Annotated in this window: 15 protein-coding genes; 12 read left to right on the top strand and 3 right to left on the bottom strand. The window is 60.2% G+C overall.

Translation table 11 applies throughout. The features are described 5' to 3' along the window. Window positions 1-3: 3 nt before the first annotated feature. The 4 genes from ACM6IK_RS22990 (at window position 4) to ACM6IK_RS23005 (ending at window position 4,882) form a co-directional block, all read left to right on the top strand. Window positions 4-477: a MarR family winged helix-turn-helix transcriptional regulator gene (locus tag ACM6IK_RS22990; protein ID WP_218430457.1), complete on the top strand. Its 474-nt coding sequence runs from the start codon at window positions 4-6 to the stop codon at window positions 475-477. After that, a complete protein-coding gene (locus ACM6IK_RS22995) occupies window positions 474-1,943 on the top strand; it encodes an efflux transporter outer membrane subunit (protein WP_414876142.1) in 1,470 nt (489 codons plus the stop codon). The genes ACM6IK_RS22990 and ACM6IK_RS22995 overlap by 4 nt, the downstream gene beginning before the upstream one ends. 15 nt (window positions 1,944-1,958) lie before the next feature. Further along, window positions 1,959-3,161 (top strand): efflux RND transporter periplasmic adaptor subunit, encoded by a 1,203-nt coding sequence (locus ACM6IK_RS23000; protein WP_414876143.1) that lies wholly within the window; start codon window positions 1,959-1,961, stop codon window positions 3,159-3,161. A 188-nt stretch (window positions 3,162-3,349) separates the two neighbouring features. Further along, entirely contained in the window at window positions 3,350-4,882 is a 1,533-nt protein-coding gene (locus ACM6IK_RS23005; protein WP_414876144.1) for a DHA2 family efflux MFS transporter permease subunit, read from the top strand. 125 nt (window positions 4,883-5,007) lie between these two features. Here ACM6IK_RS23005 and lpxH read toward each other — a convergent pair whose 3' ends face one another. Then, window positions 5,008-5,760, bottom strand: coding sequence for a UDP-2,3-diacylglucosamine diphosphatase (gene lpxH / locus ACM6IK_RS23010; RefSeq protein ID WP_414876145.1), 753 nt, complete (start codon window positions 5,758-5,760; stop codon window positions 5,008-5,010). Then, window positions 5,757-6,260: a peptidylprolyl isomerase gene (locus ACM6IK_RS23015; protein ID WP_046037821.1), complete on the bottom strand. Its 504-nt coding sequence runs from the start codon at window positions 6,258-6,260 to the stop codon at window positions 5,757-5,759. The genes lpxH and ACM6IK_RS23015 overlap by 4 nt, the downstream gene beginning before the upstream one ends. 252 nt (window positions 6,261-6,512) lie before the next feature. On the opposite strand from ACM6IK_RS23015, the gene ACM6IK_RS23020 reads away from it, so the two are divergent. Next, window positions 6,513-8,210 (top strand): glutamine--tRNA ligase/YqeY domain fusion protein, encoded by a 1,698-nt coding sequence (locus ACM6IK_RS23020; RefSeq protein ID WP_108219070.1) that lies wholly within the window; start codon window positions 6,513-6,515, stop codon window positions 8,208-8,210. Between the two features lie 14 nt (window positions 8,211-8,224). Beyond that, complete coding sequence (gene cysS / locus ACM6IK_RS23025; protein WP_414876146.1) at window positions 8,225-9,607, top strand: cysteine--tRNA ligase; 1,383 nt, start codon at window positions 8,225-8,227, stop codon at window positions 9,605-9,607. A gap of 217 nt (window positions 9,608-9,824) precedes the next feature. Here the strand turns inward: cysS and ACM6IK_RS23030 are convergent, their stop codons facing one another. Further along, a complete protein-coding gene (locus tag ACM6IK_RS23030) occupies window positions 9,825-11,657 on the bottom strand; it encodes a sigma-54-dependent Fis family transcriptional regulator (protein WP_414876147.1) in 1,833 nt (610 codons plus the stop codon). A 398-nt stretch (window positions 11,658-12,055) separates the two neighbouring features. Between ACM6IK_RS23030 and ACM6IK_RS23035 the strand changes: the two genes are divergently transcribed. From ACM6IK_RS23035 to ACM6IK_RS23060, 6 genes are read left to right on the top strand one after another with little or no spacing between them, the layout of a single operon-like run. Next, window positions 12,056-13,150 (top strand): ABC transporter ATP-binding protein, encoded by a 1,095-nt coding sequence (locus ACM6IK_RS23035; RefSeq protein WP_108219067.1) that lies wholly within the window; start codon window positions 12,056-12,058, stop codon window positions 13,148-13,150. Next, window positions 13,150-14,265 (top strand): ABC transporter ATP-binding protein, encoded by a 1,116-nt coding sequence (locus ACM6IK_RS23040; protein WP_414876148.1) that lies wholly within the window; start codon window positions 13,150-13,152, stop codon window positions 14,263-14,265. The genes ACM6IK_RS23035 and ACM6IK_RS23040 overlap by 1 nt, the downstream gene beginning before the upstream one ends. After that, complete coding sequence (locus ACM6IK_RS23045; RefSeq protein ID WP_108219065.1) at window positions 14,262-15,128, top strand: carbohydrate ABC transporter permease; 867 nt, start codon at window positions 14,262-14,264, stop codon at window positions 15,126-15,128. The genes ACM6IK_RS23040 and ACM6IK_RS23045 overlap by 4 nt, the downstream gene beginning before the upstream one ends. Before the next feature lie 9 nt (window positions 15,129-15,137). Continuing rightward, window positions 15,138-15,938, top strand: a complete 801-nt coding sequence (locus ACM6IK_RS23050; protein ID WP_108219064.1) for a carbohydrate ABC transporter permease — start codon at window positions 15,138-15,140, stop codon at window positions 15,936-15,938. Window positions 15,939-15,948: 10 nt separating this feature from the next. Continuing rightward, window positions 15,949-16,221: a DUF2160 domain-containing protein gene (locus tag ACM6IK_RS23055; RefSeq protein ID WP_108219175.1), complete on the top strand. Its 273-nt coding sequence runs from the start codon at window positions 15,949-15,951 to the stop codon at window positions 16,219-16,221. 47 nt (window positions 16,222-16,268) lie between these two features. Continuing rightward, window positions 16,269-18,011, top strand: a complete 1,743-nt coding sequence (locus ACM6IK_RS23060) for a carbohydrate ABC transporter substrate-binding protein (RefSeq protein ID WP_414876149.1) — start codon at window positions 16,269-16,271, stop codon at window positions 18,009-18,011. Window positions 18,012-18,197: the final 186 nt, after the last annotated feature.

The raw sequence follows: 18,197 nt of genomic DNA on the forward strand, positions 1-18,197 counted from the left end.
CAGATGAAACATTTCTCTCCAGACGATTTCCACAATTGCCATCTCGGCCTGCTGCTCGGACGTGCCGCACTGCTCAAGGACCGGATCATCGACACTCACATGGAACCCCACGGCATCACCGCCGCGCAGTTCAAGGTGTTGATCATCATGGCCCAGTTCGGCGTCGATTCGCCGGGCGAGTTGTGCCGTCACTTGTCCCTGGACAGCGGCTCGATGACGCGCATGCTCGATCGTCTGGAACAGAAGGGTTTCCTCGCTCGCCAACGCTCCGAGGCGGATCGCCGTCAGGTGCAGCTTGTGCTTACGGAAGAAGGGCAGAAGCTCGCCGGGCTGTTGCCGCACATCGGCGCCGAAGCCATGAATGAACTGGCCGGTGCAATCACTCCAGAAGAATTGAAAACCCTGGAGCTGATCCTGAAGAAAATTCTGGTGGCAGCCGGTGACGCGATCACCCTGCTGCGGGTAGGTGACAAATGAGCAGTAACCCCTTGCGTGCCGGCCTGAGCCTGGTGTTGTTGGCCATGACCCTGGCCGGTTGCGCCAGTTACAGCGGCCTGAAAACCGAAGGCGTCAACCTCGATGCAAAGAGCCTCAAGGCCGGGCAATCCCTTGGCGGCGTGACCCTGTCGCCAGTCGCCTGGCCGAAAATCGACTGGTGGAAAAGCCTCGGCGACCCGCAACTCGACGGCCTGATCCGCGAGGCCCTGCGTGACAGCCCGGACATGCAGATCGCCGACGCCCGTGCCCATCAGGCCAGCGCTGCGGCCTACGCCGCCGACGCCGAGCGGATGCCGACCCTGGATGCCAGCGCCGGTGTCAGCCGCTCGCGCCTGGCCCGGGACCAGGACGCGCGCGGGCAGGGTGACGCGTACGCCACCGTGCGTAACATCAGCACCAGTTTCAATTACGACTTCGACCTGTGGGGCGGTCAGCGCGATGCCTGGGAAGCGGCCCTCGGCCAGGCCCGTGCCGCCGAAGTCGACCAGCAGGCTGCGCAACTGACCCTGGCCGCCGATGTCGCCCGGGCCTACAGCGATCTGGGGCAGGCGCACATCGTCTATGACCTGTCCAGCGAAGACCTCAAGCGCACCCGACAAATGCTCGAGCTGAGCCAGCGGCGCCTGGCTGCCGGGATCGACAGCCAATACCAGTTCCAGCAGACCGAAAGCCTGGAAGCCACTTCCCAGGCCAACCTGATCGACGCCGAAAAACGCCTGAACAGCTCGAAAATCGCGCTTGCGGTGCTGCTCGGCAAAGGTCCGGACCGTGGCAATGAAATCGCCCGTCCGAACATTCTGCAACCGAGTGCGGTAGCGCTACCTTCAGTGCTGCCGGCCGAGTTGCTCGGGCGTCGCCCGGACCTGGTGGCCGCGCGCTGGCGGGTCGAGGCGGCGAGCAAAAACATCGATGCCGGCAAGACCCGGTTCTATCCCAACCTGAACCTCAGCGCCGCTGCCGGTGCCGAATCCCTGTTGGGCGATGCGATGTTTGGTTCGGCCAGCCGCTTCTTCAACATTGCACCAACGATCTCTGTGCCGATTTTCGACGGTGGCCGCCTGCGTGCCGACCTCGATTCGCGTGACGCCGATTACGACCTCGCCGTGGCGCAGTACAACAAAAGCCTGGTGAAGGCGCTGGGGGATGTCAGTGACAGCATCAACCAGTTGCGTGATATCGGTCGGCAGATCGCTGCCCAGCAACACGCCACCGACATCGCCCAGGATTCCTACAACACCGTGGTCCAGCGTTACGGTTCCGGCATCGGCAACTACCTGGACGTGCTCAGCATCGAGCAGCAATTGCTCCAGGCCCAGCGTCAGTTGGCCAACCTGAATGCCGAGCAGATTGACCTGTCGATCCAGTTGATGCAGGCGCTGGGCGGCGGATTCCAGCCTGAGGCCATTGCCTCGGCCAACGCCACGCCAGCCACGCTGACCCACTAATTCAAGGTACTTGTCATGGCCACTGCCGATACAACTCAACCTCCTGAAAACACCCAGGGCAACCCCAACTCGGGCAAGCGCAAATTCATGCTGTTGGTACTGGCTGCCGCCGTCGCGCTCAGCGGCGCGGGTGTCTGGGCCTACCACGAGTTTTATGGGCGCTGGAGCGAAAGCACCGACGACGCCTATGTGAACGGCAACGTGGTGGAAATCACGCCGCTGCTCACCGGCACCGTGGTCAGCATTGGCGCTGATGACGGCGATCTGGTCCATGAAGGCCAGGTGCTGGTGAACTTCGACCCGAACGATGCCGAAATCGGTTTGCAAAACGCCCAGGCCAATCTGGCCCGCACCGTGCGTCAGGTGCGCGGCTTGTACAGCGATGTGGATGGCATGAAAGCCCAGGTCAACGCCCAGAAAGCCGAAGTGCAAAAGGCCCAGGACAACTTCAACCGACGCAAGAACCTCGCCGCTGGCGGGGCGATTTCCCAGGAAGAGCTGTCCCACGCCCGCGACGACCTGACCTCGGCGCAAAACGCCCTGGCCAACGCCGAACAAAAGCTCAAGACCACCAGTGCGCTGGTCGATGACACCGTGGTTTCGTCGCACCCGGACGTGATGGCCGCCGCCGCACAACTGCGTCAGGCCTACCTGAACAATGCCCGCAGCACCTTGATCGCACCGGTGACCGGTTACGTGGCCAAACGTACCGTACAGCTTGGCCAGCGCGTGCAACCGGGTACCGCGCTGATGGCGGTGATTCCGCTGGATCAGCTGTGGATCGACGCCAACTTCAAGGAAACCCAGCTGCGTGACATGCGAATCGGTCAGCCGGTGGAGATCGAAACCGACCTCTACGGCAGCGACGTAAAGTACAGCGGCACCATCGACAGCCTCGGCGCCGGGACCGGCAGCGCATTTGCCTTGCTGCCAGCGCAGAACGCCACCGGCAACTGGATCAAGATCGTGCAGCGCGTGCCGGTGCGGATCCACGTCAACGCCGAAGAACTGGCCAGGCACCCGTTGCGGGTCGGTCTGTCGACCATGGTCGATGTGAACCTGCGCGACCAGAGCGGGCCGGTGCTGGCGCAACAATCGCCGCAGAAGGCTTCGTTCAGCACCAATGTCTACGACCGTCAGTTGGCTGAGGCCGACGCGATGATCACCCAGTTGATCCACGACAACAGCGCCGCGGTCAGCAAGACCGTGCAACGCTGATATGCCAATTCGCTATCAACCCGACCTCTGTGGGAGCGAGCTTGCTCGCGATAGCGTCGGTTCAGTCGACATTGATGTTGAATGCCAGTCCGCTATCGCGAGCAAGCTCGCTCCCACAAGGTCAGCCGCGTCTATAACAGGCGCAGTGCCAATCCTGCTCCAAAAAAATCAGCTCCAAAGGATTCGCGATGAGCAATAACGCGTCTTTCACGCCGCCCAGCCTGCTGCTCAGCACCATCGGCCTGTCGCTGGCGACCTTCATGCAAGTGCTCGACACCACCATCGCCAACGTGGCGTTGCCGACGATCTCCGGCAACCTGGGCGTGAGTTCGGAGCAGGGCACCTGGGTCATCACCTCGTTTGCGGTGAGCAACGCCATCGCCTTGCCGTTGACCGGTTGGCTCAGTCGTCGTTTCGGCGAGGTGAAGCTGTTTGTCTGGGCGACACTGCTGTTCGTGCTCGCTTCGTTTTTGTGCGGTATTTCCACGTCCATGCCGGAACTGGTGGGCTTCCGGGTACTGCAAGGTGTAGTGGCGGGGCCGCTGTACCCGATGACCCAGACCCTGCTGATTGCAGTTTACCCCCCGGCGAAACGGGGGATGGCCCTGGCGCTGCTGGCGATGGTCACGGTGGTCGCGCCGATTGCCGGGCCGATCCTGGGCGGCTGGATCACCGACAGCTACAGCTGGCCGTGGATTTTTTTCATCAACGTGCCGATCGGCCTGTTCGCCGCTTGGGTGGTGACCCAACAGATGAAAAAACGCCCGGTGGTCACCAGCCGCCAACCGATGGATTACGTGGGTTTGATCGCGCTGATCATCGGAGTCGGGGCGCTGCAGATCGTGCTCGATAAGGGCAACGATGCCGACTGGTTCGAGTCCGCTTTCATCGTGATCGGTTCGGTGATTTCGGTGGTGGCCCTGGCGTTCTTCGTGATCTGGGAAATGACCGACGAACATCCGGTGGTCAACCTGCGCCTGTTTGCCCATCGCAACTTCCGTTACGGCACCATCGTGTTGATTCTGGGGTACGCCGGGTTCTTCGGGATCAACCTGATCCTGCCGCAGTGGCTGCAGACACGCTTGGGCTACACCGCGACCTGGGCCGGTTTTGCCGTGGCACCGCTGGGGATCCTGCCGGTGCTGCTGTCGCCGTTTGTCGGCAAGTACGCGCCGCGATTCGACATGCGCGTGCTGGCGGGCGGGGCGTTCCTGGCCATCGGCCTGAGCTGTTTCATGCGCGCAGGCTTCACCAATGAAGTCGACTTCCAGCATATCGCCATGGTGCAGTTGTTCATGGGGATCGGCGTGGCGCTGTTCTTCATGCCGACCCTGACCATCCTGCTGTCGGACCTGCCGCCGAGCCAGATCGCCGACGGCTCGGGGCTGGCGACGTTCTTGCGGACCCTGGGCGGCAGCTTTGCGGCGTCGTTGACCACCTGGATCTGGATTCGCCGCGCCGACCAGCACCACGCCTACCTGACCGAAAGCATCACCCCGTTCGATCCGGCGACCCGCGAAGCACTGACCAACCTGGGCGGGGCAGGGGCCAAGGCCTATACGCAGCTGGAGCAGACGGTGATCAGCCAGGCGTACATCATGTCCACGGTGGATTACTTCACCTTGCTGGGCTGGATGTTCATGGGGCTGATCCTGATCGTGTGGCTGGCCAAGCCGCCGTTTACGGCCAAGGCCGGGCCTGCGGCCTCCGCAGGGCACTGACAAACACCGTGGAACCCATGTGGGAGCGAGCTTGCTCGCGATGGCGGTGGATCAGTCAACAAAGATGTTGAATGTTAATCCGCTATCGCGAGCAAGCTCGCTCCCACAGGGATCTCCTGCAGCCTTCAGTTCGCGGGGGCTGCCAACTGCGGTGGCGGCGTGAAATCAAAGGGCGCCAGCGCAAACCCCTGCTCATCCACCTGCAACGCCCACCCTTGACGATCCCAATCCCCCAGCACAATGCGCCTGGCCGCTTGCTCGCCAAGCTGCAACTTATGAATCGCGGGACGGTGGGTATGCCCGTGGATCAAGGTCTTCACGCCGTATTGCTGCATGATCCGCGGGATCTCTTCGGGTGTGACATCGACGATGTCATTGGCCTTCATCCGTACCTGGCTTCGACTTTCACTGCGCAACTTGCGCGCCAGTTTATGCCGGGTGCTCAGCGGTAAGTGCCGCAGGATGAACAGGGTGATCGGGTTGCGCAGGTAACGCCGCAACTTCATATAACCCACGTCACGGGTGCAGAGGCTGTCGCCGTGCATCAGCAGCACCGGCTCGCCGTTGAGTTGCACGACACTCGGATCTTTCAACAAGGTGCAGCCGGCCTGTTTGCAGAACGCCTTGCCGAGCAGGAAGTCGCGATTGCCGTGCATCAGAAAAATGGCCGTGCCGCTGTCGCTGAGGTCGCGCAGGGCCTGGCAGATGGAACGCTGGAAGGGTGTCATGGCGTCGTCGCCAATCCACACCTCGAAGAAGTCGCCCAGAATGTACAACGCACTTGCCGAGCGGGCGCGTCCGGCGAGCAAATCCAGAAACGCCCGGGTGATGTCCGGGCGCTCCTCTTCCAGATGCAAGTCTGAAATCAGCAATATCACTCAATGATCTCGGCTTTCTCGATGATCACGTCGTCTGCCGGAACGTCCTGGTGGCCGGACTTGGACGTGGTGGCCACGCCTTTGATCTTGTCGACAACGTCGGTGCCGGCGGTCACTTTGCCGAATACCGCGTAGCCCCAGCCCTGCACGTTCTTGCCGCTGTGGTTGAGGAAGCTGTTGTCCGCCACGTTGATGAAGAACTGCGCGGAAGCCGAATGCGGCTCCATGGTGCGGGCCATGGCAACGGTGTACTTGTCGTTGGAAAGGCCGTTGTCAGCTTCGTTCTGGATGCTTGGACGCTTGTCTTTCTTTTCTTTCATGCCTGGCTCGAAACCGCCGCCCTGGATCATGAAGTTACCGATGACGCGGTGGAAAACGGTGTTTTCGTAGTGACCGGCTTTGACGTATTCGACGAAGTTGGCCACGGTGATCGGGGCTTTGTCGGCGTTCAGTTCAAGGACGATGTCGCCATGGTTGGTAGTCAGTTTGACTTGGGTCATGATCGTTACTCTTTATAAGGAATTCGTGGTGTTGGAACCTCATGTCCCGCCACCGGTTCAGCCTGTTTTGGCCAAGGTGCGCAGTTTAGCCTGCCAGACGCGAATTTCGAGGCTGTTTTTTCATTTGCGGCCTATTAAATGCGACGGTTTACAGAGTGCGCTCTGTCAGGTACTTGACGGCATCGGCTATGATAGCGGCTTTGTTTTGTCCGGCCTTCATTACGGCCACGCACTTGTACGTTCAAGGATCCTATGAGCAAGCCCACTGTCGACCCTACCTCGAATGCCAAGACCGGCCCAGCCGTGCCGGTCAACTTCCTGCGGCCGATCATCCAGGCAGACCTGGACTCGGGCAAGCACACGCAAATCGTCACCCGTTTCCCGCCTGAACCCAACGGCTACCTGCACATCGGTCACGCCAAGTCGATCTGTGTGAACTTCGGCCTGGCCCAGGAGTTCGGCGGCGTCACGCACCTGCGTTTCGACGACACCAACCCGGCCAAGGAAGACCAGGAATACATCGACGCGATCGAAAGCGACGTCAAATGGCTGGGCTTCGAGTGGTCCGGTGAAGTGCGCTACGCCTCGCAGTATTTCGACCAGTTGCATGACTGGGCGGTAGAGCTGATCAAGGCCGGCAAGGCCTATGTCGACGACCTGACCCCTGAGCAGGCCAAGGAATACCGTGGCAGCCTGACCGAGCCGGGCAAGAACAGTCCGTTCCGCGACCGCTCGGTTGAAGAGAACCTCGACCTGTTCGCCCGCATGAAGGCTGGCGAGTTCAAGGACGGCGCACGCGTGCTGCGGGCCAAGATCGACATGGCCTCGCCGAACATGAACCTGCGCGACCCGATCATGTACCGCATCCGACATGCCCATCACCACCAGACCGGTGACAAGTGGTGCATTTATCCGAACTACGACTTCACCCACGGTCAGTCGGACGCCATCGAAGGCATTACCCACTCGATCTGCACCCTGGAGTTCGAAAGCCATCGTCCGCTGTACGACTGGTTCCTCGACAACCTGCCGGTGCCGGCGCACCCGCGCCAGTACGAGTTCAGCCGCCTGAACCTGAACTACACCATCACCAGCAAGCGCAAGCTCAAGCAGCTTGTGGACGAAGGTCACGTCAATGGCTGGGACGACCCGCGCATGTCCACGCTGTCGGGCTTCCGCCGCCGTGGCTACACGCCGAAATCGATCCGCAACTTCTGCGAAATGATCGGCACCAACCGTTCCGACGGCGTGGTCGACTTCGGCATGCTCGAATTCAGCATCCGCGACGACCTCGACCATAGCGCCCCGCGCGCCATGTGCGTGTTGCGTCCGCTGAAAGTCGTGATCACCAACTACCCGGAAGGCCAGGTCGAGAACCTCGAACTGCCGTGCCATCCGAAAGAAGACATGGGCATGCGCGTTCTGCCATTCGCCCGTGAGATCTATATCGACCGTGAAGACTTCATGGAAGAGCCGCCAAAAGGCTACAAGCGCCTGGAGCCGAACGGCGAAGTGCGTCTGCGCGGCAGCTACGTGATCCGTGCCGACGAAGCGATCAAGGACGCCGATGGCAATATCGTCGAACTGCGCTGCTCGTACGATCCGGACACCCTGGGCAAGAACCCTGAAGGCCGCAAGGTCAAAGGCGTGGTGCACTGGGTGCCGGCTGCGGCCAGCGTCGAATGCGAAGTGCGCCTGTACGATCGTCTGTTCCGCTCGGCCAATCCTGAGAAAGCTGAAGACAGCGCCAGTTTCCTGGACAACATCAACCCTGACTCGCTGCAAGTTCTCACTGGTTGTCGTGCTGAACCCTCGCTGGGCAATGCACAGCCGGAAGACCGTTTCCAGTTCGAGCGCGAAGGTTACTTCGTCGCGGATATCAAGGACTCGAAACCAGGTCAGCCGGTATTCAACCGTACCGTGACCTTGCGTGATTCGTGGGGCCAGTGATTCAAGGATTAAACGTGCTTACGATCTACAACACGCTCACCAAGAGCAAAGAAGTCTTCAAGCCGCTCGATGGCAACAAGGTGCGCATGTACGTGTGCGGCATGACCGTGTACGACTACTGCCACCTGGGCCACGGCCGCAGCATGGTCGCGTTCGACCTGGTGACGCGCTGGTTGCGCTTCAGCGGCTACGACCTGACCTACGTGCGCAACATCACCGACATCGACGACAAGATCATCAACCGGGCCCGCGAGAACGGCGAGTCGTTCGAAGCGCTGACCGAGCGCATGATCGAGGCGATGCACGAAGATGAAGCGCGCCTGAACATCAAGAAGCCGGACATGGAGCCGCGTGCCACCGATCATATCCCGGGCATGCACGCGATGATCCAGACCCTGATCGACAAGGGCTACGCCTATGCCCCGGGCAATGGCGACGTGTACTACCGCGTCGGCAAGTTCATGGGCTACGGCAAGCTGTCGCGCAAGAAGATCGAAGACCTGCGCATCGGCGCACGGATCGAAGTCGACGAGTCCAAGCAGGATCCGCTGGACTTCGTATTGTGGAAAGCCGCAAAACCGGGCGAGCCGAGTTGGGAATCACCATGGGGCGCCGGGCGTCCGGGCTGGCACATCGAGTGCTCGGTGATGTCCACCTGCTGCCTCGGCGAGACTTTCGACATTCATGGCGGCGGCAGCGACCTCGAGTTCCCGCACCACGAAAACGAAATCGCCCAGAGCGAAGCGGCCACCGGCAAGACCTACGCCAACGCGTGGATGCATTGCGGCATGATCCGCATCAATGGCGAGAAGATGTCCAAGTCCTTGAACAACTTCTTCACCATTCGCGACGTGCTCGACAAGTACCACCCGGAAGTCGTGCGTTACCTGCTGGTGTCGAGCCACTACCGCAGCGCCATCAACTACTCGGAAGACAACCTCAAGGACGCCAAGGGCGCCCTGGAGCGTTTCTACCATGCGTTGAAAGGTCTGCCGAGCGTGGCGCCGGCGGGCGGCGAAGCCTTCGTCGAGCGCTTCACCCAGGTGATGAACGACGACTTCGGCACGCCGGAAGCTTGCGCGGTGTTGTTCGAAATGGTCCGCGAGATCAACCGCCTGCGCGAGAGTGATCTCGATGCAGCGGCCGGCCTGGCAGCCCGTCTGAAGGAATTGGCCAGCGTGCTGGGTGTGTTGCAGCTCGAAGCCGATGACTTCCTGCAGGCCGGCGCCGAAGGCCGTGTGGATGCAGCCGAAGTCGAGGCGCTGATTGCAGCGCGCCTGGCGGCACGTGCCGGCAAGGACTGGGCCGAATCCGACCGCATCCGCGACCAGCTCACCGCCATGGGCGTGGTGCTGGAAGACGGCAAGGGCGGCACGACCTGGCGTCTGGCTGACTGATTGCTGTAATGCTTAAAAACAAAACCCGCCTTGTGCGGGTTTTGTTTATGGAGTTGGACTCCAGACTTGTGTTGACAGGGCTGACGCCATCGCGAGCAGGCTCGCTCCCACATTGGATTTTCGTAATGTTTGAATTTTGTGTGCGACGCAGATCCCCTGTGGGAGCGAGCCTGCTCGCGATGGTCTCAAGCCAGACACTGCCAGTGCGGCTTACCTGTCATTCAGCCTGGCGCAATCGTTTGTAAAGGGTATTCCTGCTCACCCCTAACCGCCGCGCCAGATACGAAATATTCCCCCCAACTGCCTGCAACTGCCGATTCAAATCCTCGGCATCATTCAGATCCACGGCCAACGGTTCCGGCGTATCGACCGGCTCCATCTCCAGATCGACAAAAAAATCATCCGGCAAATGCTCCGGCCTTATCGGCTGTTCCTCGGCCATCGCCAGTGCCACCTGCATCACACTGCTGACCTGGCGCAAATTTCCCGGCCACGGGTGGCGGTCGAACAGCTCCAATACCTCGCGGCTCAGCCCAGCCCATTGGCTGGGTTCGCGATGCTGTTCCCACAGGCGTTTAAAAAGCGCTTCTTTGTCGCTGCGTTCTCTTAATGGTGGCAGTTCCAGGGTCAGGCCGCCGATGCGGTAATACAGGTCTTCACGAAACCGCCCCAGTTGTACCTGTTCGCGCAACGAGCGATTGGTCGCTGAAATGATGCGCAAGTCCACAGGGAACAACTCGCTGCTGCCCACCGGCTGCACGCAACGCTCCTGCAACACGCGCAACAGGCGCGCTTGCGTTGGCAGTGGCATGTCACCGATTTCGTCGAGGAACAGCGTGCCTTTGTCGGCCTTGCGGATCAGGCCGATGCTGCCCTTCTGGTTGGCCCCGGTGAACGCGCCTTTCTCATAACCGAACAACTCGGATTCCACCAGTTCGGCGGGGATCGCTGCACAGTTGACGGCGATGAGCGCTTGTTTGCTGCGCGAGCTGGCGTGGTGCAGGGCTTTGACGAAGACTTCCTTGCCGACCCCGGTTTCGCCGTGGATCAACAGCGGGATGTCTTTTTCCAGCAGGCGTTCGGCCTGGCGTACGGCTTTTTCCACGCGGCTGTCGCCGAAATGCAGGGTGTTGAGGCTGATGGCTGCGGGTGCAGCTACAACCGGCTCGGTGAACACTCGAGGTTGAATTGATGCCTGTTTGGGCCGCTTCAACAGGCACTGGAAGCGGTTGCGCCCAGAGGTTTGCAGGGCGAAGGGCAGGCCTTCCGGCTGGTTGAGCAGTTCCAGCAGCGAGACCCTGAACAGGCTCTCGATACTGACCCGCGACAGGCTGATGCCCAGCAGATTGTCGGCCCGGCGATTGGCCGACAGCACCTGGCCGGTTTCATCGAAGATCAGCAAGCCAGCCCACTGACTGTCGAAGTTGTTCAGGCCGGTATTGAACGTCAGCTGGAAATGCTGGCCATGGAACAGGTTGAGGATCAGCCGGTTTTCCACGGTCTGGCTCATCATCTTGACCATGCCCAGGGTGTGGGAGGGCGGCAGGTAACTGTCACTGGACACGTCCAGCACCGCGATCACCTTGCGCTCGGCATCGAATATCGGCGCGGCGGAGCCGGTCATGAAGCGGTTGGCCTTGAGGAAATGTTCATCGTGCTCGATGTGCACCGCTTGTTCACAGGCCAGGGCGGTGCCAATGGCGTTGGTGCCGGTGCAGCGTTCCATCCAGCTGGCGCCGGCGCTGAATCCCCGGGCCAGTTTGGGTTCGATAAAGCGCTGGGTTCCCCACGACGTGAGCACCTGGCCCTGATGGTCGGCGAGCATGATCAGGCAATTGGAGTTGCTCAGGATGTTCTCGTAGTAGGGCAGCACTTCCTGATGGGTGGTTTGCACCAGTGAATGCTGGCTCTCCAGCAGTTGCGCGATGCCCGCGGCCGGCAATTGGTCGAATGCGGGCGTGCTCTGATGACTGAGGCCGAACGCGCGGCAACGGGACCAGGAGTCCTGGATGATAGCGTCGTGGGACAACGGCGATGCGGGTGCGACCATGGCAGTCGATCTCTGGGCAAGCTTTTATTGTTGTTATGGTGGCTTCAACTAAACACGGTCCCTGTAGGAGCGAGCTTGCTCGCGATGGACGTTAACGGAGATGAGGGCTGCCTGCATAAACGCGTCGCTCTCAAGTACATCGTCTGAACGCCGCCCGGAGCAAGCTCGCTCCTACAGGGGGGTCGTGAACAGTCCGTAGAGTGTTGTTCACTATTGTTCACTGTCAATGGGTGAACTGTTCAATTGTTCATTTCTGATTGTTCATTTGTGTTCAGCAACGAACGTCGATTGACTGTGTTTTTCAATAATTTCAAGTTGAATCAACAGCTTGTGATTTCTGGCATGTTTGTCGCTTTAGAGCTCCGGTTGCTTGACTCCAATAATAAAAAGGCCGAGCCATGTCACTCACCCTGGAGCACGTCAGCCGCACCGTCGAGGGCCAGATCTGGATCGACGATGCCAACCTGAGTTTTGAACCCGGTTCCTTCAACGTTTTGCTGGGTCGAACCTTGTCCGGCAAAACCAGCCTGATGCGCTTGATGGCCGGTCTGGACAAGCCCGACAGCGGCCGCATCCTGATGAACGGCGTCGATGTCACCCAGCGCCCGGTGCGCCTGCGTAACGTGTCGATGGTCTATCAGCAGTTCATCAACTATCCGACGATGACCGTCTTCGAGAACATCGCCTCGCCGCTGCGCCAGGCCGGTGTATCCAGCGAGCTGATCCAGAGCAAGGTGCTGGAAACCGCGAAGATGCTGCGCATCGAGAAATTCCTCCAGCGCCATCCCCTCGAGCTCTCCGGCGGCCAGCAACAGCGCACGGCGATGGCCCGGGCGCTGGTCAAGGACGCCGAGCTGATCCTGTTCGACGAGCCACTGGTCAACCTCGACTACAAGTTGCGCGAAGAGCTGCGCCAGGAAATGCGCGAGCTGTTCAAGGCGCGCCACACCATTGCCATCTACGCCACCACCGAACCCAATGAAGCCCTGGCTCTGGGCGGTACCACGACCATTCTTCATGAAGGCCGGGTGATCCAGAGCGGCCAGTCCTCGTCGGTTTATCACCAACCGCAATCGGTGCTGGCGGCCGAGCTGTTCTCCGAGCCGCCGATCAATTTGATGCCGGGGCGCATTGCCGGCAACGAAGTGAGTTTCGCCAACTTCGTGCACTTCCCGCTGAACGTCGATCTGCGCCCGGTGGGCGAGGGCGAGTTCCGCTTTGGTGTGCGGCCCAGCCATATCTCGCTGGTGCCGAGCAACGACGATGACCTGGAATTGGCGGTGACCGTCGAAGTCGCGGAAATCAGCGGTTCGGAAACCTTCCTGCACGTGCGCAACGAGCACTTCCTGCTGGTGCTGCACTTGCCAGGCGTTCACGAGTACGACGTCGATGCGCCGATCCGCATCTACATCCCGACCCATAAACTGTTTGTGTTCGATACGCAGGGGCGCCTCGTCCAGGCGCCGGGCCGGCGTGTCACGAGGGTTGCCTGATGGCCGAAATCCGTTTGCAGAACCTCGCCCACAGCTACACCAAGACCCCGACGGGACCAGAGGACTATGCGATCCGCGAGATGGATCACATCTGGGAGCAGGGCGGCGCCTACGCCTTGCTCGGACCATCGGGTTGCGGCAAGTCGACCTTGCTCAACATCATTTCCGGGCTGCTCAGCCCGTCCCAGGGCCATGTGCTGTTCGACGGCAAAGCGGTCAACGACCTGACCCCGGAGAAGCGCAACATCGCCCAGGTTTTCCAGTTTCCGGTGGTCTACGACACCATGACGGTGTTCGACAACCTGGCTTTCCCGTTGCGCAATCAAGGCATGGTGGAAGCGAAAATTTACAGCAAAGTGCAGGAAATCGCTGAAGTCCTCGACCTCCAGGCACTGCTGTACAAGAAAGCTCGCAACCTCACCGCCGACGAAAAACAGAAAGTCTCCATGGGCCGCGGGCTGGTGCGCGATGACGTGTCGGCGATCCTGTTCGACGAGCCGCTGACGGTGATCGACCCGCACCTGAAGTGGAAGCTGCGACGCAAGCTCAAGCAGATCCACGAGCAGTTCAACATCACCATGGTCTACGTCACCCACGATCAGCTGGAGGCCTCGACCTTCGCCGACAAGATTGCGGTGATGTACGGCGGGCAGATCGTGCAGTTCGGCACGCCAAGGGAATTGTTCGAGCGCCCGAGCCACACCTTTGTCGGCTACTTCATTGGCAGTCCGGGGATGAACCTGATCGACGTGCAGCCGCAACCGGGCGGTGTCGGTTTTGCCTCGACCCATCTGCCGCTGTCCGTGGCGATGCAGCAGCGTATTGCTGAATCGGAGTGGAAAACCCTGAAGGTCGGCATTCGTCCGGAGTTCGTCCATGTGTGGGACGAAGCCTTTGATGACGCGTTGCGGGCACAGGTCGTACACGTCGAAGACCTGGGTACTTACAAGATCATGAGCCTCGACCTCGATGGCGCGCCCCTGAAAGTGCGCCTGGCCGAAGACAAACCGGTGCCGCAAGGCACGGCCTACATCAGCTTTCCGGCGCAGTGGCTGATGGTCTACGCCGATGAATTTCTGCTCGAGGCCAATGCCAACCAAGGGGTGCAGCCATGAACAAGGTGCAGAACAACAAGGCCTGGTGGCTGGTGTTGCCGGTGTTTCTGCTGGTGGCGTTCAGTGCGGTGGTCCCGATGATGACCGTGGTCAACTATTCGGTGCAGGATATTTTCGACCAGTCCAGCCGCTATTTCGTCGGTGCCGACTGGTACAAGCAGGTACTGCTCGACCCGAGGCTGCATGACTCGTTGCTGCGTCAGTTCATCTATTCCGCCTGTGTGCTGCTGATCGAAATTCCACTGGGCATCGCCATTGCCCTGACCATGCCGACCAAGGGCCGCTGGTCTTCGGTGGTGCTGATCGTGCTGGCGATCCCGTTGCTGATCCCATGGAACGTGGTCGGCACCATCTGGCAGATCTTCGGCCGCGCCGATATCGGCCTGCTGGGGGCGAGTCTCAAGGCCATGGGCATCAGCTACAACTATGCGGCGAACACCATGGACGCCTGGGTCACGGTACTGATCATGGACGTCTGGCACTGGACCTCGCTGGTGGCGCTGTTGTGCTTCTCTGGCCTGCGAGCGATTCCGGATGTGTATTACCAGGCGGCGCGGATCGACCGTGCCTCGGCCTGGGCGGTGTTCCGGCATATCCAGTTGCCCAAGCTCAAGAGCGTGCTGCTGATCGCGGTGATGCTGCGCTTCATGGACAGTTTCATGATCTACACCGAACCCTTCGTGCTCACAGGCGGCGGTCCTGGCAATGCCACGACCTTCCTCAGTCAGACCTTGACCCAGATGGCCGTAGGGCAATTCGACCTGGGGCCGGCAGCGGCCTTCTCGCTGGTGTACTTCCTGATCATCCTGTTGGTGTCTTGGCTGTTCTATACCGCCATGACTCATTCCGACGCCAACCGCTGAGGCCCGGCCATGAGCAAGAGAAAGCTTATTCCGCTGCTGATCTACATCCTGTTCCTGCTGGTGCCGATCTACTGGCTGCTGAACATGTCCTTCAAGAGCAACACCGAAATCCTCGGCGGCCTGACGCTTTTCCCACAGGATTTCACCCTGGCCAACTACAAGGTGATCTTCACCGATCCGAGCTGGTACACCGGCTACATCAACTCGGCGTACTACGTGAGCCTGAACACGATCATTTCCCTGACCGTGGCGCTACCGGCGGCCTATGCGTTTTCGCGTTACCGATTCCTCGGCGACAAGCACCTGTTCTTCTGGCTGCTGACCAACCGCATGGCGCCGCCGGCGGTGTTCCTGTTGCCGTTCTTCCAGCTGTATTCCTCGATCGGGCTGTTCGACACTCACATCGCCGTGGCCCTGGCCCATTGCCTGTTCAACGTGCCGCTGGCCGTTTGGATTCTCGAAGGCTTCATGTCCGGCGTGCCCAAGGAAATCGACGAAACCGCCTACATCGATGGCTACAGTTTTCCCAAGTTCTTCGTGAAGATTTTCATCCCGCTGATTGGCTCCGGCATAGGCGTCACAGCGTTCTTCTGCTTCATGTTTTCCTGGGTCGAACTGCTGTTGGCGCGAACCCTCACGTCGGTGAACGCCAAACCGATCGCCGCGGTGATGACCCGCACGGTCTCCGCATCCGGTATCGACTGGGGCGTGCTGGCGGCGGCGGGGGTGTTGACCATCCTGCCGGGCATGCTGGTGATCTGGTTCGTGCGCAACCACGTGGCCAAGGGCTTTGCCCTGGGCCGGGTATGAGGAACTGATGATGGAATGGATGAGCTGGACCACCCCCACGGCGGCATTCTTCAGCGTGATTGCCCTGGTCCTGGTGGTCATGACCACTTGGGAATTACGTTCGCCGAGCATCCTTCGGCGTGGTTTTCTGCCGATTGCCACCACCCGTGGCGATCGCTTGTTTATCGGTCTTCTCGGCAGCGCCTACCTGCACTTGCTGGTAATCGGCGTCACCGACTGGAGCATCTGGGTCGCCTTCGCGATGTCCCTGGTGTGGCTGTTGGCTGTGATGCGTTGGGGCTAGTCGAATCGCTCGGCAATGTTGCTCCGAAACTTAAACAGGAGGTCTCTATGTTCGACAAAAACAATAAGCTGCGACATAGCATTTCATTGGCAGCCATGCTGGCACTCAGCGGTTTGAGCGCTTCGGCCTGGGCCGATGCCTACGAAGATGCCGCGAAAAAATGGATCGGCAGTGAATTCAAACCGTCCACTCTCACGGCCGAACAACAACTGGAAGAGCTGAAGTGGTTCATCAAGGCGGCGGAGCCATTTCGCGGGATGAACATCAAGGTGGTGTCGGAAACCATCGCCACCCACGAATACGAGTCCAAGGTGCTGGCCAAGGCCTTCACCGAGATCACCGGGATCAAGCTGACCCACGACTTGCTGCAGGAAGGCGACGTGGTGGAAAAACTGCAGACCGTGATGCAATCGGACAAGAGCATCTATGACGGTTGGGTCAACGACTCGGACCTGATCGGCACGCACTTCCGCTATGGCAAGACCGAATCGATCACCGACCTGATGGCCAATGAAGGCAAGGACTTCACCTCGCCGACCCTGGACATCAAGGATTTCATCGGTATTTCCTTCACCACCGCACCGGACGGCAAGATCTATCAACTGCCTGACCAGCAGTTCGCCAACCTCTACTGGTTCCGCGCCGACTGGTTCGAGCGTCCGGAACTGAAAGCCAGGTTCAAGGAAAAGTACGGTTACGAGCTCGGCGTGCCGGTGAACTGGTCAGCCTATGAAGACATCGCCAAATTCTTCAGCGAAGACGTCAAGGAAATCGACGGCAAACGCGTCTACGGGCACATGGACTACGGCAAGAAAGACCCGTCCCTGGGCTGGCGCTTCACCGATGCCTGGTTCTCCATGGCCGGTGCTGGCGATAAAGGCATCCCCAACGGCTTGCCGGTGGACGAGTGGGGCATCCGCGTCGAGGATTGTCATCCGGTCGGCTCCAGCGTGACCCGTGGTGGCGACACCAACGGCCCGGCAGCAGTGTATGCGACCACCAAATACGTTGACTGGATGAAAAAATACGCGCCACCGGAAGCGGCGGGCATGACCTTCTCCGAATCGGGTCCCGTGCCCTCCCAGGGCAACATCGCCCAGCAGATCTTCTGGTACACCGCGTTCACTGCCGACATGACCAAACCGGGCCTGGCGGTGATGAACGCCGACGGCACGCCGAAATGGCGCATGGCGCCTTCGCCGAAAGGTCCGTATTGGGAGGAGGGCATGAAACTCGGTTATCAGGACGCCGGCTCCTGGACCTTCATGAAGTCCACGCCTGAGAAGCAAAAACTCGCGGCCTGGCTCTACGCGCAGTTCGTGACCTCGAAAACCGTGTCGCTGAAGAAAACCATCGTCGGCCTGACGCCGATCCGCGAATCGGACATCAACTCGCAAGCCATGACCGACCTGGCGCCGAAACTCGGTGGCCTGGTGGAGTTCTACCGCAGCCCGGCCCGCGTGCAATGGACCCCGACCGGGACCAACGTGCCGGACTACCCACGCCTGGCGCAACTGTGGTGGAGCCACATCGCCGAAGCAGCGAGCGGCGAGAAAACCCCGCAACAAGCGCTGGACGGCCTGGCCAAGGATCAGGACGCGATCATGACCCGTCTGGAACGCTCGAAGGCACAAGCCACCTGCGCGCCGAAAATGAACCCCGAGCGCGACGCGCAATACTGGTTCGACCAGCCGGGCGCACCGAAGCCGAAACTGGCGAACGAGAAGCCTAAGGGCGAGACCGTGAGCTACAACGAACTGCTGAAATCGTGGGAGGCGGCGCGTAAGTAAAGTGATTGTAATTTGAAAGGCGAACGGCACCGGAAGGTGCCGTTTTGGAGGGGGCTGTACCACCGTCATCGCGAGCAAGCTCGCCCTCAGGTTTTGTGTCGTACACAAAATCTGAGGGTATCCTCGGTCACTAATGAAATGGCTATTCCGCTGCCCCCTTTGTTCGCCCACCAAGCTTTCACAGGG

This window comes from Pseudomonas sp. IT-196MI5 (assembly GCF_949767415.1).
GTDB lineage: Bacteria > Pseudomonadota > Gammaproteobacteria > Pseudomonadales > Pseudomonadaceae > Aquipseudomonas.

What these genes read in the sequence shown, in the direction of transcription:
- ACM6IK_RS22990 (WP_218430457.1), top strand. Translation starts at nt 4, where the DNA reads ATGAAACATTTCTCTCCAGACGATTTCCACAATTGCCATCTCGGCCTG.
- ACM6IK_RS22995 (WP_414876142.1), top strand. Translation starts at nt 474, where the DNA reads ATGAGCAGTAACCCCTTGCGTGCCGGCCTGAGCCTGGTGTTGTTGGCC.
- ACM6IK_RS23000 (WP_414876143.1), top strand. Translation starts at nt 1,959, where the DNA reads ATGGCCACTGCCGATACAACTCAACCTCCTGAAAACACCCAGGGCAAC.
- ACM6IK_RS23005 (WP_414876144.1), top strand. Translation starts at nt 3,350, where the DNA reads ATGAGCAATAACGCGTCTTTCACGCCGCCCAGCCTGCTGCTCAGCACC.
- ACM6IK_RS23015 (WP_046037821.1), bottom strand. Translation starts at nt 6,260, where the DNA reads ATGACCCAAGTCAAACTGACTACCAACCATGGCGACATCGTCCTTGAA.
- ACM6IK_RS23020 (WP_108219070.1), top strand. Translation starts at nt 6,513, where the DNA reads ATGAGCAAGCCCACTGTCGACCCTACCTCGAATGCCAAGACCGGCCCA.
- ACM6IK_RS23030 (WP_414876147.1), bottom strand. Translation starts at nt 11,657, where the DNA reads ATGGTCGCACCCGCATCGCCGTTGTCCCACGACGCTATCATCCAGGAC.
- ACM6IK_RS23035 (WP_108219067.1), top strand. Translation starts at nt 12,056, where the DNA reads ATGTCACTCACCCTGGAGCACGTCAGCCGCACCGTCGAGGGCCAGATC.
- ACM6IK_RS23040 (WP_414876148.1), top strand. Translation starts at nt 13,150, where the DNA reads ATGGCCGAAATCCGTTTGCAGAACCTCGCCCACAGCTACACCAAGACC.
- ACM6IK_RS23045 (WP_108219065.1), top strand. Translation starts at nt 14,262, where the DNA reads ATGAACAAGGTGCAGAACAACAAGGCCTGGTGGCTGGTGTTGCCGGTG.
- ACM6IK_RS23050 (WP_108219064.1), top strand. Translation starts at nt 15,138, where the DNA reads ATGAGCAAGAGAAAGCTTATTCCGCTGCTGATCTACATCCTGTTCCTG.
- ACM6IK_RS23055 (WP_108219175.1), top strand. Translation starts at nt 15,949, where the DNA reads ATGGAATGGATGAGCTGGACCACCCCCACGGCGGCATTCTTCAGCGTG.
- ACM6IK_RS23060 (WP_414876149.1), top strand. Translation starts at nt 16,269, where the DNA reads ATGTTCGACAAAAACAATAAGCTGCGACATAGCATTTCATTGGCAGCC.